This window comes from Zobellia roscoffensis (assembly GCF_015330165.1).
Lineage (GTDB): Bacteria > Bacteroidota > Bacteroidia > Flavobacteriales > Flavobacteriaceae > Zobellia > Zobellia roscoffensis.
In genome coordinates this window covers 2,176,695-2,191,399 of sequence record NZ_JADDXT010000002.1, presented here as the reverse complement: position 1 = coordinate 2,191,399, position 14,705 = coordinate 2,176,695, and the positions used below count along the sequence as shown (strand labels likewise).

Annotated in this window: 13 protein-coding genes and 1 tRNA gene; 11 read left to right on the top strand and 3 right to left on the bottom strand. The window is 39.0% G+C overall.

The window, feature by feature from the left end; all coding sequences use genetic code 11:
* Window positions 1-39: 39 nt before the first annotated feature.
* The 3 genes from IWC72_RS09200 to IWC72_RS09190 all read right to left on the bottom strand — a co-directional run bounded on the left by IWC72_RS09200 (window position 40) and on the right by IWC72_RS09190 (window position 1,920).
* Window positions 40-795, bottom strand: coding sequence for an alpha/beta fold hydrolase (locus IWC72_RS09200; RefSeq protein WP_194529574.1), 756 nt, complete (start codon window positions 793-795; stop codon window positions 40-42).
* Window positions 796-1,239: a hypothetical protein gene (locus tag IWC72_RS09195; protein ID WP_194529573.1), complete on the bottom strand. Its 444-nt coding sequence runs from the start codon at window positions 1,237-1,239 to the stop codon at window positions 796-798.
* 171 nt (window positions 1,240-1,410) lie between these two features.
* Complete coding sequence (locus IWC72_RS09190) at window positions 1,411-1,920, bottom strand: peroxiredoxin-like family protein (RefSeq protein ID WP_194525915.1); 510 nt, start codon at window positions 1,918-1,920, stop codon at window positions 1,411-1,413.
* A 241-nt stretch (window positions 1,921-2,161) separates the two neighbouring features.
* Here IWC72_RS09190 and IWC72_RS09185 point away from each other — a divergent pair, with 241 nt between their 5' ends.
* From IWC72_RS09185 to IWC72_RS09140, 11 genes are all read left to right on the top strand, one after another.
* A complete protein-coding gene (locus IWC72_RS09185) occupies window positions 2,162-2,980 on the top strand; it encodes an SDR family oxidoreductase (RefSeq protein ID WP_194529572.1) in 819 nt (272 codons plus the stop codon).
* Window positions 2,981-3,021: 41 nt separating this feature from the next.
* Window positions 3,022-3,840, top strand: a complete 819-nt coding sequence (locus IWC72_RS09180; protein ID WP_194529571.1) for an SDR family NAD(P)-dependent oxidoreductase — start codon at window positions 3,022-3,024, stop codon at window positions 3,838-3,840.
* A 41-nt stretch (window positions 3,841-3,881) separates the two neighbouring features.
* Window positions 3,882-4,358 (top strand): hypothetical protein, encoded by a 477-nt coding sequence (locus tag IWC72_RS09175; RefSeq protein ID WP_194529570.1) that lies wholly within the window; start codon window positions 3,882-3,884, stop codon window positions 4,356-4,358.
* Window positions 4,359-4,368: 10 nt separating this feature from the next.
* Window positions 4,369-4,500, top strand: a complete 132-nt coding sequence (locus IWC72_RS20375) for a hypothetical protein (RefSeq protein ID WP_262507810.1) — start codon at window positions 4,369-4,371, stop codon at window positions 4,498-4,500.
* A 983-nt stretch (window positions 4,501-5,483) separates the two neighbouring features.
* Complete coding sequence (locus tag IWC72_RS09170; RefSeq protein WP_317171400.1) at window positions 5,484-6,794, top strand: exopolysaccharide biosynthesis polyprenyl glycosylphosphotransferase; 1,311 nt, start codon at window positions 5,484-5,486, stop codon at window positions 6,792-6,794.
* Window positions 6,795-6,957: 163 nt separating this feature from the next.
* Entirely contained in the window at window positions 6,958-8,349 is a 1,392-nt protein-coding gene (locus IWC72_RS09165; protein WP_226979531.1) for a methylmalonyl-CoA mutase subunit beta, read from the top strand.
* 30 nt (window positions 8,350-8,379) lie between these two features.
* Window positions 8,380-10,476: a methylmalonyl-CoA mutase gene (scpA, locus tag IWC72_RS09160; protein ID WP_194529569.1), complete on the top strand. Its 2,097-nt coding sequence runs from the start codon at window positions 8,380-8,382 to the stop codon at window positions 10,474-10,476.
* A 250-nt stretch (window positions 10,477-10,726) separates the two neighbouring features.
* Entirely contained in the window at window positions 10,727-12,292 is a 1,566-nt protein-coding gene (locus IWC72_RS09155) for a sensor histidine kinase (RefSeq protein ID WP_194529568.1), read from the top strand.
* Between the two features lie 4 nt (window positions 12,293-12,296).
* Window positions 12,297-12,692 carry a response regulator gene (locus IWC72_RS09150; protein WP_194525907.1) on the top strand — a complete coding sequence of 132 codons (396 nt, stop codon included), beginning with the start codon at window positions 12,297-12,299 and terminating at the stop codon, window positions 12,690-12,692.
* Between the two features lie 165 nt (window positions 12,693-12,857).
* A tRNA-Arg gene (locus IWC72_RS09145) sits at window positions 12,858-12,931 on the top strand.
* Window positions 12,932-13,878: 947 nt separating this feature from the next.
* A complete protein-coding gene (locus tag IWC72_RS09140; protein ID WP_194529567.1) occupies window positions 13,879-14,604 on the top strand; it encodes a hypothetical protein in 726 nt (241 codons plus the stop codon).
* Window positions 14,605-14,705 lie beyond the last annotated feature (101 nt).

The window sequence follows — 14,705 nt, the reverse complement described above, 5'->3', positions numbered from 1 at the left end:
TAGTATCAAACTGCGACACCCAATAAAATTGATAATCTGCTATCGATTAAGTTTTTTGATAATTCTAGCCAATCGCCGTGGCATTTCCATTGGAATTAAATGCCCTACTCGGCTTAAAGCTATTGTAGATGGGCTTGGTATAAACGGGAGGACTTCTTCATAGATAGCATCTGTAGAAATTACCGGGTCATCATGAGAGAAAATAACATCTGTTGGAATATCAAGGCCTTTAATACGTTCGGCAATATTGTTGTTCATACCTGTATTCAACCACCATTTCCAAGTCTCCTCCTCTATTCGTAATTGAGAATTAACAGCGTACAACAACCTTTTCTTTCCCAATTTCTTTTGTGTGGCACCATGTACGGTGTTTGCAGCTTCATCTCTGTTGGGATGGTTCAGCATCCGTTTGCGCTCATCATCGGACATATTTTCTATGGTTGGTGGCGATGGTGCGATTAGCATTAATTTTTTAGGCAGATTTGCGTTCTTTATTTGAGCCGCGTAAAGCACGAGTTTGCCACCCATAGAATGACCGCATAAGATATAATCTTTTAACTTCAACTCCTCTATACACACGTTTATGTACTGAGCCATTCCATAAATTGACGGTTCCGCTAGCGGTTTTGTTCCGCCAAAACCCGGTAGATTAAGCATAATACAGCTATACTTTTTTCCTAATCTTCTGGCCAACCACTGCCAACTGCCGGCATCACCACCAAAATAATGCACAAAGACGATAGTCTTCTTACCATTACCAATCCTTTCATATCTCAGTCCTGTGTATTCTTTCATCTAAAATTCTGTTAGCGACTCTTTTGTTAGCCTCAATTTTTTAAGTCTATTCCTATGCTTTTCAAACACAGTTTTCAGTTTGGAAGGCAAGAGCGAATCGGCAATAATGTAACCGGATTCCTGTAACACTCTCTCATCTTCTATTTGCAACTCCCTCCTAAAGGAATTGAAATTTCCACATGAAACAAGTGTATTATTATCATACCAGTTGGTTAAGGCCAAACATCTAGAAGACGGTACATACGGTATTTTCAAGGTCGGATCCAGAAAGAAGCTTACCAATTGTGTTTGCATCAATTCCATTTCATCAATTCTTGATACAATCATATCAGTACCAAAAGATAAATTGGGTCGCTCTTTTAAAGTTTCAAGATGGGGCAAAGCGCCATGCACCTTGTTGAAATATATTTTTACCTTCCTATAAATTTTGTAATGTAATTCCATAATCCTGTTCATTTAGTTCATATTTCGTTTTTAGAAGCGTACGCATCTTCTCTCTTAAATTTACGAAATACTTTGCAACATTACTAGTAGAACAGACCATAACGCCAATCTCTAACTGTTTTGAGACCATACTTTTAATCAAATCCAAAATATGCTAGATAATGCTTCTTTTTATTCACCACCTCTTGCCGGATAATCATTCTTTTCAATATAATCTATGGCGTTCAGTATGTCTTTCCAATTGGGGCGTGCAAAAGGCATGGACTGTATAGCACTTGCATATAAAGTCCCATCCGGTCTCACCAGAAAAACACCTGGTTCCGAAAACGTATCGGGTTCTGAATCCTTAACTGCCTTAGAAACGAACAACCCCCAGTTCCGGGCTTCTTCAATAGGTAATCCATAAGCAATGGGCAGTTCAGGAACATCCCATTCCTTACCTGCTTTTTTGGCACGCTCTTCACTATCACTACTAACAGCTACCACATGGGCTCCCCTATCCGCAAAGTCTTTCAACTTTTTTGCTAGCTCTTCAAGGTAATTCTTACATACCGGACAATGCAATCCTCTATAGAAAACAAGAACTGTAAAGGATTTACTCTTTTGAGCGGACAAATTCCATTGCGTATCGTTAATAAGTGGTAGTTCTAAATCAGGCACTTCCGTTTTCGGCTTTATCATTTTATATTTTTTAATTCTTCGTTTAATAAATAGACAATTACATCAATTGCCGTCTTCTCCAAAATAACAACTACCACTTTCCGAAAGTAGGCTTGATACCTAAAATTTATGCCGCAAAAACAAAACCGAAGCCTCTGGTAGCAACCACATTACATTTCAACTGCATTGAGCTATCAATTTTATGTATTGGGCAATCCCAGCTGCACTCGCGAATGTAATTTTAGAATCTAATCCGTAAGACATGCAAAAACCAAATAAAAGACTCCAGAACCAAACCTGTATCATAACAGGATCAAGTGGTGGTATTGGAGCAGCTGTAGCAAAAGCCATGGGAACCGAAGGCGCCAATATTGTGGTGAACTATAGAAGCTCTAAAGAAGGGGCGGAAGAGGTAGCCGATTGGATCAACAATAATTCCAGTTGCGGTGAAGCTATTGTTCTTAAATGCGATGTAAGTAAAGAAGAGGATGTAAAAGACCTATTCAGAAAAACGATTGCCCATTTTGGAACCGTAGATGTATGTGTGGCTAATGCAGGCCTACAAATAGACCATCCTTTACATGAAATGCCTTTGGAGGCCTGGAAAAAAGTGATCGATGTAAATCTTACCGGGCAGTTCCTATGTGCCAAAGAGGCCCTTAATGAATTTTTAAGACGGGGTATGCGAAAAGAGGTTTCCAATTCTTTGGGAAAAATCATTCATATGAGCTCGGTACATGAAGAAATACCCTGGGCGGGACATGCCAATTACGCGGCTTCAAAAGGTGGGCTATTAATGTTGATGGAAAGTATCTGTCAAGCCTATGCTCCCCATAAAGTACGGTGCAATAGTATTGCTCCCGGGGCTATTAAAACCGATATTAATAAGGATGTATGGAGCACGGAACAAGGCAAAGAAGATATGCTGAAACTGATACCCTACAAACGTATTGGTGTACCCGAAGATATTGGAAGTGTGGCCAGCTGGTTGGCATCAGACGAGTCAGAATACATTAACGGAACAACCATTTTTGTAGATGGGGGAATGACTTGCTATCCAGGGTTTACGACCAACGGATAAGACAAACATTAAATTGAAAATTACGAATCAAAAAAAAAACAATGGATTTAAAAATAAAAGGAAAAACAGCGCTCATAACAGGAGGGGATTCCGGACTAGGTATAGAAACCGCTAAGTTTTTAGCACGGGAAGGTGTAAATATTGTGCTTTCCGATAAGGATAATGGCAAAAAACTGGACGATGCTGTAAAACAGATTGAAAAAGATGCAAAAGACGGTGCCAAGATAATGGGCATAGCTGCTGATATTTCTAAAAATCAAGAAGTATTGGATTTAGCCGAAAAAGTCCAAACCGAATTTGGTGGTGCACATATCATTTTTCATTCCGCTGGAGCTCGTGGTGCGGCCGGTGATTTTCTAGAACTGACCGATGATGATTGGATGAAAACCATTCAAGTAGATTTAATGGGTGCAGTTCGTGTAGCACGTGCATTCGTACCTCAAATGCAAAAGCTAAAATGGGGCCGTATGGTCATGGTGGCTAGTGAAAATGCCTTTCAGCCTTATGTAGAGGAGAGTCCATATAACGCGTGTAAGGCGGCTATTGTTAATCTCTCCAAATGCTTGTCCCGTTCGTACTCCAAAGAGAACATTTTGTTCAATTGTGTTTCACCGGCCTATATAGAAACTCCTATGACGGATGCCATGATGGAAGAACTCGCTAAAGAAAAGGACATTTCGGTAAAAGAAGCCGTAGAGTGGTTCGTAAAAAACAAAAGACCACATATTGCCATGGAGCGCAGAGGAAAGCCAGAAGAAGTAGCTGCCATTGTAGCGTTCCTATGTTCTGAGCATGCCAGTTACGTAAACGGAACCAATGTCCGCATTGATGGAGGTGCCGTAGAATCGGCTTTCGGTTGATTTACAGAAACACGAATTCATAATTTAAAAATCTAAAGAAAATGGAGAAAGAACGCAGTACTTGGAAAAACGCATTACACGAATTAATAACCGAAATGGTAGCCGCAGAAAAGGTGTATGGCACTTTAATACAATCGGACCGCTACCCTACCTATCAAACCTATTTTAAAAAACGCCATTTTGAACAAGGGGATTTCACCAAAATTCTAACGGACGAATACCATGCCGTAACGGAGCGAAAACTAATTGACCCTTTCACAACGGACCAACCTATATTTAAACCAATGGAAAGGCAACTCTTAGAAGAAAACCTAACGGATGCACAGGTTAATGTCTTGGTTACCGATAAAGAACAAACGCTCGTGTTGCAGTACCAAAATATTTTAGCCTTTAGCGGAATGCCAAAGACCACGAATGCGCTGTTGCAATCACAGGCAGAAGATATAAACAGCACACTACAAAAGCTACGGATGGACTACAACACCAAATATAAAACAGGTCCTGTAAAGACCTCATAAACTAATTTATATGAAAAACATACTAAAAGCCATTTTGGCCGGTTGGGGCGCCAAAAAAATAGGAGGAGGAAAATGCGGATGTATTGGAAGTGTAGTGGTATTTATTATTCTCTACTGGATATTGGGCTACGTTATTAATTAGTAATTAGCTATTGCGTCAATTTTGATGTTTTTTGAATCAATATACATCAAAGAACTATCGCATATTTGTAACTCATAAGTAGGTTGAATCCCTATTTCATCTTTGAAGTAGGTATGATATAACTCGGGAAGGGAGCGTTGGGGAACGCTCCCTTTTTTTATGTCCACTCTTGAGGTTTCAAATGAGGATATTGTTTTACGTTCAAATGTGTTAAAATTTCATTTTTTGGAGTCAAAAACGTCCTTAGAACTACTGCATCTTTGTAACTCATAAGTAGGTTGTTTATCTATTTGATCTTAAAATAGATACTATATAACTTCATAAAGGGAACGTAGGGGTGCGTTCCCTTTTTTATTTATCAATTCGGACTTTTTAATAAACATACACCCCTCTGTGCTACCGTTTTAAAATATGCTATTCTTAAGCTATTTATTATAGAATCATCAAAATTTCACCTTACAAACCTGCACATTCGTAATAAACTATAAAACAAACACCTAGTCATACTTTTTAGGCACATAACAAAGCGACTAATACATGTAAAATTCAAAATTCAAGGCTTAAATAATTTTATAGAAAAAATTGCAAATTTAGGAACGCTCCGTAAACCCTGAAAACATTACAACCACTTGCAATTTAGAGATTTAAAATCGATTCTATGAGCATGAGATAATGATTAAATAACACTTTTAATTTTGGCTGTACTACCCTAAATCCTATATTTGCGGCTGCATTTACTAACCTCCCCCAAAATAAAAAACGCCCTACAGCGCTAGATGTAAAACATTATTAAACTTGTAAACCTACTGTAATTATGTTATTGCCATTTAGTCAATTCTTACTAGCGAAAAATTTTGGAGATGCTGTGTGTTTTTTACGACCAACGGCTTTAAATCCTAGGACCGTTTTACTACCCTTAATACACAGCGACAGAGGTGATAAAAAGCTTTAAAAATTCCGACTGGGTCATACCAATATCTATAGTGGTACACCTATGTATCATAAATGGGTTTCTTTTTTTCTTAACACCGGAAACCTATACCAATGTATATTACATTTTACATTACAATGTTTCTTGGTTGCTTATTACGTATGGATTAAGTTATTACACCCGAAAACGTAAGGAACGCTTCTTTACCAACATTCATATAGTTGTTCAGCTCTACTTAATTTATGGTCTTGCCTATTTCGCATTATTTGGTATAACTGGTAGAATATATGAATCGTTGGAACAGCAACTGTTCATTTACCTTATAATCTGTACTGCACTTACGGTCTATCGTGTCATTTTCTTTTGGTTACGAAGAAAATACCGCTTGTGGGGTGGAAACTCAGTAAAAGCTGTAGTTATTGGGCGTGATAAAAACCTTAAAAAAATAAGACACGTCTTTGATGATGCAGAATTAGGGTACCGCTATATGGGGTATTTTGATGATAAAAAATCAGGTAGCCCTACCTATCTAGGTCCCGTGGTAGACTGCTTTCTTTACATCCTAGAAAACAATATAGACGAAATCTACCTTGTTGCCTCCAAGTTCAATAATAAGGAGCTTCGTAACCTTATTGACTTTGCAGATAACAACCTCATCCGGGTAAAAATTATTCCAGACAACAAGGAAATATACTCTAGGGGTATGTTTATAGAATTGTATGATACCGTACCCGTACTCAACCTTAGAAGAGTGCCATTAGACACGCTATTTGCACGGGTAGTGAAGCGTTCTTTTGATATTGCTTTTTCATCTTTTGTTATTATAGCTTTCTTATCCTGGTTGGTTCCCATAATGTTCGTTTTAATAAAATTGGAATCTCCCGGAAAGCTTTATTTCAAACAAAAAAGGCATGGTTTAAGGCGGCAGACGTTCTGGTGTTACAAATTCAGGTCTATGCGCCCCTCCAAGGATGCCGATTCTAAAATGGCGACAAAAGGTGATATGCGTGTAACTCGTGTGGGCCAATTTATCAGAAAGACCAGTATAGATGAACTGCCCCAGTTCTTGAATGTATTTCTAGGAAATATGAGCGTAGTGGGCCCCAGACCGCATATGGAATCGCACACCTATGACTATGAAGTATCTGTAGACAAGTATTTGGTACGCCATTTTGTAAAACCAGGTATTACAGGTCTTGCCCAAACAAAAGGATACAGAGGTGAAATTTCAGAGAAAAAAGATATTCTAAATCGTACCAAACTAGACATTTTTTATGTAGAAAAATGGTCCTTACGACTAGACATAAAAATCATCATACAAACAGTTATCAATGCCGTGCGTGGGGAAGAAAAAGCGTATTAACTCAAAAAACAGTACTACGCTTTCCTGCTTTCAAAAAATATTTCCATTTAACCAAAGCTATAACTAGAGCCACATACTTCACTATGTTGCACTAGAAACTTCTTAACCATATTTTTTGAATCGCCCTCAAAATCGTACTTTTCATGAACGATTGGTATAGGCTATGGGCATAAAACAAAAATTGTTTACTGATTTTCAAGAAGTTTCCGCGAAAGCGTGGAAACAAAACATTCAATATGAATTGAAAGGTGCCGATTATAATGAAAAATTGGTTTGGGAATCCCCAGAGGGTATTAAAGTAAAACCCTTTTATCATGCCGATGATTTGGCAAGTCAAAAACAGTCTTCGCCAACAGCTCATAACAATTGGCTCATAACGCAACATATTGTAGTTCGTGAGCTTTCTTTGGCGAACAAGCATGCGATTAGCGCCATTGCCGGTGGTGCAGAAAGTATACGGTTCACCTTGCCTTCGCCAGATACCGATCTAAAAGCACTACTCAAGGATATCGATTGCCAATCGGTTGCTATTCATTGTCAATTTGAAAGCGCTTCTACTGAAGACATCCAGAAACTGACACACTTGTTATCCCAAGAAAATTCTCCTATCTCATTTCACATGGACCCTATTGGGCATCTCGCAGCTACGGGGAATTGGTTTACGAATATGGCCGAGGATTTTGAAATCCTGTCACAACTGTTGCAAGTCACTCAAACGCCATCGCCAAAAAATGTGGTTACCGTAAATGCAGAACTGTACCAAAATGCGGGGGGAACCATGGTGCAACAACTCGCCTATGCTTTAGCCCATGCCAATGAATATTTGCATCGCTTTGGTTCAAAATTAGAATCCATTACCTTTAAAATGGCCATGGGCGGCAACTATTTTTTTGAAATCGCCAAAATACATGCCCTACGAAAACTCTGGAAATTACTTGCTGCAGAATATAATATTACCGCTCATTGCCACATAGAAGCAACACCTTCCAAACGAAACAAGACGCTCTATGATTATAATATGAATATGATCCGCACCACTACGGAATGTATGTCCGCTATTTTGGGTGGTGCCGATAGCGTTTGTAACCTCAACTATGATTTTATCTATCATAAGAACAATTCATTTGCGGAACGCATCGCTAGAAATCAATTGCTACTCCTTAAAGAGGAGAGTTATTTTAAATCGCTACAAAACCCCGCAGAAGGCTCGTATTACATAGAAAGTCTAACGGACCAACTGGCGGAAAAAGCGCTTATACTCTTTAAAGATATGGAGGCCAACGGCGGATTTCTAAAACAGCTAAAATACCACACCCTTCAGAAAAAATTGAGGGAAAGCGCCCAAAAAGAACAGGAGAAATTCAACAGCCAAAAAGAGGTCTTGGTAGGTTCCAATAGATACTCAAGTTCTGATGATCGTATGAAAAACCAATTGAAGAAACCTCCTTTTGGTACACGACGAAAAGAAAAAACCTTGATTGAACCTATTTTAGAAAGTAGACTGACGGAAGCCCTAGAGCGGGAACGACTTAAAAATGAAGGTTGGCAGGGCTAAAAACCGCCCAGACTTACAGATGTACGTTACATGAGAAAAGACTTTCAACATATTGCCTTTAATAAAACGGCTACACAGCCGGACACCTTGCTAAATGAGGTGGATTTTGAGCACCTGAACTTTGCTGCCGGAAGACCTCCTTTTTTACGTGGCCCGTACAGTACTATGTATGTACAACGCCCGTGGACCATAAGACAATATGCGGGATTCTCTACCGCAGAAGAGAGCAATGCCTTTTACAGAAGAAACCTAAAAGCAGGTCAAAAAGGACTTTCCATTGCTTTTGACTTGGCAACACACCGTGGGTATGATAGTGACCATGACCGTGTGGTGGGCGATGTAGGCAAAGCTGGTGTGGCCATAGACACGGTAGAGGACATGAAGATTCTCTTTGATGGTATTCCGTTGAATGAGATGTCCGTTTCCATGACTATGAACGGGGCCGTGCTTCCTATTATGGCTTTTTATATTGTTGCCGCAGAGGAACAAGGGGTTTCTTTAAACCAACTGACCGGAACCATTCAGAATGATATTCTAAAGGAATTTATGGTGCGTAATACCTATATCTACCCGCCTGCGCCTTCCATGGCCATCATCTCGGATATTTTTAGGTACACCAGCGAATATATGTCCAAATTCAATAGCATCAGCATTTCCGGCTATCATATGCACGAGGCAGGCGCCACGGCAGAACTGGAATTGGCATACACCTTAGCAGACGGACTGGAATACATTCGTACAGGTCTAAAAGCGGGACTTGACATTGATAGTTTCGCACCTAGGCTTTCTTTCTTTTGGGGTATTGGCATGGACCATTTTACGGAAATTGCCAAACTTAGGGCAGGACGTCTTTTATGGGCAAAGCTGGTAAAACAGTTCAACCCAAAGAACAACAAATCCATGTCGCTCCGTACGCACTGCCAGACCAGTGGGTGGAGCCTTACGGCACAGGACCCGTTCAATAATGTGGCACGCACTACTATTGAAGCCCTATCCGCCGTATTGGGAGGTACCCAAAGTTTACACACCAATGCGTTAGATGAAGCTATTGCTTTACCTACTGATTTTTCCGCCCGTATTGCGCGTAATACCCAACTATTCCTGAAAGAAGAAACAAAAATCACAAAAACGGTAGACCCTTGGGCAGGCAGTTTTTATGTAGAACAACTAACGGAAGATTTGGTTCATAAAGCATGGAAACTCATTGAAGAGATTGAAGAAATGGGCGGTATGACCAAAGCTATTGAAGCGGGCATACCCAAAATGCGCATTGAAGAAACGGCAGCAAAAAAACAGGCGCGGATAGATAGCGGTCAAGACACCATTGTTGGCGTAAACAAATACCAAACAGAAGACGATGATGGCCTTCAAATTCTGGAGGTCGATAACAATGCTGTACGTAAAACTCAACTAGCCCGTCTTCAACAGGTAAAACACGAGCGCAACGAAAAAAACGTAGCGCAAGCACTCCAAGAACTTACCGCTGCCGCACATCAAAAAATGACGACATCAAAAGAAGTTACTTCAGATGAAAATTTATTAGCTTTAGCAGTAGAAGCCGCTAGACACCGTGCTACTTTAGGCGAAATAAGTAGCGCCCTAGAAACGGTTTTTGGCAGGTACAGAGCAACTATTCAATCTATTTCAGGGGTGTATTCAAAAGAAATAAAAGAAGACGAGAGTTTTAAAAAGGCATCTAAGCTTTCAGACCTGTTCGCCGAACAGGAAGGCAGGCGTCCTCGTATTTTAGTTGCAAAAATGGGGCAAGATGGGCATGACCGTGGAGCAAAAGTAATTGCAACGGGCTATGCGGATTTAGGTTTTGATGTAGATATAGGCCCACTCTTTCAAACTCCGGCAGAAGTAGCTAAACAAGCCGTAGAAAATGATGTACACATTCTGGGCATTTCTTCTTTAGCAGGCGGACATAAGACTTTGGTTCCCGAAGTTATTTCAGAATTAAAAAATTACGGCCGTGATGATATTATGGTAGTCGTGGGTGGTGTCATTCCCAAACCGGACTATCCCTATTTATTTGACCGTGGCGCCATTGCCATATTTGGTCCAGGCACAAAAATTACAGAAGCTGCTATTCTTATTCTAGACATTTTATTGGACGCAGAATAACATCCTACATTTGTTATGAACAATAGACCACACTTCATTCTTAACTAGAATTTTGATACTCAGCCGTATAGAATAATGAAAAAGGCAATTGTTAACTTCCAAGCCAATAGGTAGTAAAAGGACTACATTTTTAACTTCTTCTTAACACCATGGTGCCTATAATTTAAAGTATATTTAAAAGACCAAACCACCTATTAACATCGTTATTTTGATACCAAACCACACAAAATACGAGAACAATTAGCTATTGATGGGAAGAAAACTAATCATCACATCGGCAGTGTTGTTCTTAATTACCTGTATTATAATTTGGAACCTATCCCTCCAACGCATAGATCTTTTTCATAAGAATATTACGTTAGTTGAAGAGATTACCGCCAAAAACAAGCTCAAAGACGCAGAATCGCGTCTTTATGAGCTATACAGTATCAGTAAGAAAAATGTTGTCTTTTTACGAGATCTCATAGAGTTAGACCTCAAAACAAACACGCCTTTAGAAATTCCGCAGCAGAAATTAAGTTACTTTCTTAATATAGACCCCAACTATTTTCAGGCCAGGTATATAGATATAAAAGGCATGGAGGTGATAAAGGTGGAAAGCAAAGACAGTTCCGTTGGCTCTTCCTTTCAATTTAAAGGCAATAGGGAATATTTTAAAAAGACTTTAAACTTAAACAAAGGAGAGGTATACGTCTCCCATATGAATCTCAACATTGAAAACAACAAAGTTGAAATTCCGCACAGACCTACCATACGTTTTTTCACGCCCATATTTATTGATCAGACGCTAAATGGCATTGTTGGCCTTAATTTAAATGCTAAAAACTGGCTAGATAGTTTTAAAGGAGAAGACATTACATTTCTCAACTCTAAAAAAGAGATTTTTTATAGCGATAGCGGAGACCAAAAACTATATATTCCTTCCACTACTGATCTTAACCAAAAAGACCCCTTTGGAAATGCTCTTTATTATAAAAGACAGATAAGTCTTGAGGGCAATCAACTTTGGACCATATATACTAAGCTGGATAATCTTTCCATCCAAAAACAACTGACCGAATATAAAAAGTCTACCTATACCACAGCCACTATTTTAACCGTTGGAGTGGTACTGTTCTTGTGTATTATTTACTTGCTTTATAAAAAGAACACCCGCATAGATTCCTTAAATCAGACCATAAAAAATAGGCTGAATGAGCGCGATACCCTTTTGAAAGAGATACACCATAGGGTAAAAAACAACTTACAGGTCATTACCAGCCTCCTTAGCTTGCAGTCTAGTTTTATTAAAGACGATAAAATAAAAGGGCTTTTCAGGTATAGTCAATACCGCATCAACTCCATGGCCATTATTCATGAAATGTTGTACCGTTCCAAAGACCTTAGCCGAATAAACTATGGCGATTACGTACAGCAATTGGCCACTACCCTAGTCTCCTCAATGAAGGGGTCGGACAAAAAAATAGATTTAAAAATCGAGGCAGAAGAATTGCACCTAAATCTAGATACTTCGGTGCCTTTAGGACTTATGATCAATGAAATTATTACCAATTCTTTAAAATACGGATTCAAAAATAAAAATGAAGGTCACATTGCAATCAAGTTTGAAAAATTGCAATACCCCAACTTCCTATTACACATTGGAGATAATGGTACCGGTTTTTCAGACGAAATAGATTTTAGGAACACCAAATCCTTGGGGCTAAAATTAATACACATGCTAACCCTACAATTAAAAGGAACTATAGAGAAAGACAATACTGAAAATGGCACGCACTATATAATAACGTTTCAAGAAATTGAACAGATATCCTAACGCTATGCAACTAAAAGTCCTAATCGTAGAAGACAATCTAATCATTCAGATGTTTATAGAGCATATTATTACCAATGCAGACCATACGCATGTTAGAACGGCGGACAATGGAGAAGACGCCCTTTCTATTGTAGAACAGTATATGCCAAATGTAGTTCTATTAGACATTGGCCTTTCTGGAGGGTTAAACGGAATTGAAACCGCTGCAATACTCAAAGAGAAATTCAATATTCCCTTTGTATACATAACAGGAAATTCAGATTACAGTACTTTGGAGAATGCCAAAAAAACCGAGCCGTTACACATTCTTAGAAAGCCTATAGATGAGCATGAGCTGAATAAGGAATTTGGAATCATACGGCAAAAGCTATTGGAATCTAAACTAGAAAGCTCGGAATAAGCTGCTTTTAAGAAATTGAGCTTACACCTTTTTCAAACAGCAAACACTTTAAAAACTAGCACCTTACACTCGGTCAGCTTATTTTTTTAGGTCTACAACCTATTTTTTAAACGCAAGAGGGTTCTTTTTCTAGAAAAAAATATATCTTTGCACCGCTTTAAAAATGGTGGCATAGCTCAGCTGGATAGAGCACCTGCCTTCTAAGCAGGCGGTCCTAGGTTCGAATCCTAGTGCCATCACTTTAAGTTAGAAACCACGCCCATTTCGGCGTGGTTCTTTGTTTTATGGAAAGATGCAAGACCAACAGTCTTGTAATCTTGGAATAAGACGAAGAACCAGAGCGATAGCTCGTGGTTTATAATTTGCAACATTGAGCCGCCTAGGAACACCGGAAGGTAATCCTAGTGCCATCACTTTAAGTTAGAAACCACGCCCATTTCGGCGTGGTTCTTTGTTTTATGGAAAGATGCAAGACCAACAGTCTTGTAATCTTGGAATAAGACGAAGAACCAGAGCGATAGCTCGTGGTTTATAATTTGCAACATTGAGCCGCCTAGGAACACCGGAAGGTAATCCTAGTGCCATCACTTTAAGTTAGAAACCACGCCCATTTCGGCGTGGTTCTTTGTTTTATGGAAAGATGCAAGACCAACAGTCTTGTAATCTTGGAATAAGACGAAGAACCAGAGCGATAGCTCGTGGTTTATAATTTGCAACATTGAGCCGCCTAGGAACACCGGAAGGTAATCCTAGTGCCATCACTTTAAATTAAGAAACCACGCCCATTTCGGCGTGGTTCTTTGTTTTATGGAAGGATAAGGCTAATAGGTTTGTGGTAAATGAAGTTGTAAAGAGAGACTCTTATACACTTGCATAAAAACTAACTCATATATAGCTCAAAATTAGATGAAATTTGAGCTATAAAAAACAAGGTTATAGCTCATGGTTTCTCATTTGTACTATTGAGCCGCTTAATAAAACCAAAGTTAATCCTAGTGCCCGCCCCAAAACATATGGACTTCCGAGATATTGAAAGCTTGTTTTCAGCACTAAGCAACAGTTACACTCCGTTTATTTTTTCCATACGCTCTCCAGCCCTGTTGTTTACTACAATATTACCCCATACACCTACGTTGTTTTACCTCATACAAAACAAATTAAAAATTAACCAAACCCATTTTTTATTATGAAACGTACCCTTTTATTGTTCACTGCCGTTCTCTCATTAGTTGGATGCAGTAAAGACGAGGACAACGAAAATTTATCCAATCTAAGTGAAACGGAACAGAGACTCATTGGCACTTGGAATACCAACAAAGATTTTACGGGTAACACCTACTCGTATAATGAAGATGGAACGGCTGTTTATATAAATGATTACGGTGGTGATATTACCATATATGACGGTTTTTGGGATGTTACCGATGGAGATGTACTCATTGAGTTTTATCCGGATGCCGATGAAACTACCGAGAATTGGCAAGAAAACCCCACTTTAAAAAATAAAATTGAATTTCTTGATGACGACTACACCTTAAAAGAAACGGATTTCCATGATGACAGCAGAGTCAACGCTATGTATAGGGAAGGCCTTAAAGAAGGTCAAAAAGTTACTGAGCAACCTTACCTTATTGAATTTAAAACAGGAGAACTAGCCGAATACGTTAGCGTATTTGCCACGATGCACCTTTATGATTCCGAGGGAGTAAAATCTACTGTTTACAAAGACATAAACAGAGAAACAAAAACACTTACCCTTCAGGTACCTGAAAACATATATCGGGTTGAGTTAGAATTCTATATTGAAGATGCATCTACCGTAGAAATGAAGTTTTACGGCACAAACGATGAAAACACAATCCATGAAGAAACTATAAACGACCAAGAATACACTTACGAATATATTTTTTAAGGTCGATTATAACCCTGCATCTGAAACCAAAAAGGCTTCCAAGAAATTGGAAGCCTTTTTTTATGGTCTTTTTCGTGTAAACGTAGATTTACACGTATACC

Bases quoted from the DNA above. Each gene is read 5' to 3' on its own strand.
- IWC72_RS20375 (WP_262507810.1), top strand. From the start codon at position 4,369: ATGAAAAACATACTAAAAGCCATTTTGGCCGGTTGGGGCGCCAAAAAA.
- IWC72_RS09150 (WP_194525907.1), top strand. From the start codon at position 12,297: ATGCAACTAAAAGTCCTAATCGTAGAAGACAATCTAATCATTCAGATG.
- IWC72_RS09140 (WP_194529567.1), top strand. From the start codon at position 13,879: ATGAAACGTACCCTTTTATTGTTCACTGCCGTTCTCTCATTAGTTGGA.
- IWC72_RS09175 (WP_194529570.1), top strand. From the start codon at position 3,882: ATGGAGAAAGAACGCAGTACTTGGAAAAACGCATTACACGAATTAATA.
- IWC72_RS09200 (WP_194529574.1), bottom strand. From the start codon at position 795: ATGAAAGAATACACAGGACTGAGATATGAAAGGATTGGTAATGGTAAG.
- IWC72_RS09190 (WP_194525915.1), bottom strand. From the start codon at position 1,920: ATGATAAAGCCGAAAACGGAAGTGCCTGATTTAGAACTACCACTTATT.
- IWC72_RS09155 (WP_194529568.1), top strand. From the start codon at position 10,727: ATGGGAAGAAAACTAATCATCACATCGGCAGTGTTGTTCTTAATTACC.
- scpA (WP_194529569.1), top strand. From the start codon at position 8,380: ATGAGAAAAGACTTTCAACATATTGCCTTTAATAAAACGGCTACACAG.
- IWC72_RS09180 (WP_194529571.1), top strand. From the start codon at position 3,022: ATGGATTTAAAAATAAAAGGAAAAACAGCGCTCATAACAGGAGGGGAT.
- IWC72_RS09185 (WP_194529572.1), top strand. From the start codon at position 2,162: ATGCAAAAACCAAATAAAAGACTCCAGAACCAAACCTGTATCATAACA.
- IWC72_RS09195 (WP_194529573.1), bottom strand. From the start codon at position 1,239: ATGGAATTACATTACAAAATTTATAGGAAGGTAAAAATATATTTCAAC.
- IWC72_RS09165 (WP_226979531.1), top strand. From the start codon at position 6,958: ATGGGCATAAAACAAAAATTGTTTACTGATTTTCAAGAAGTTTCCGCG.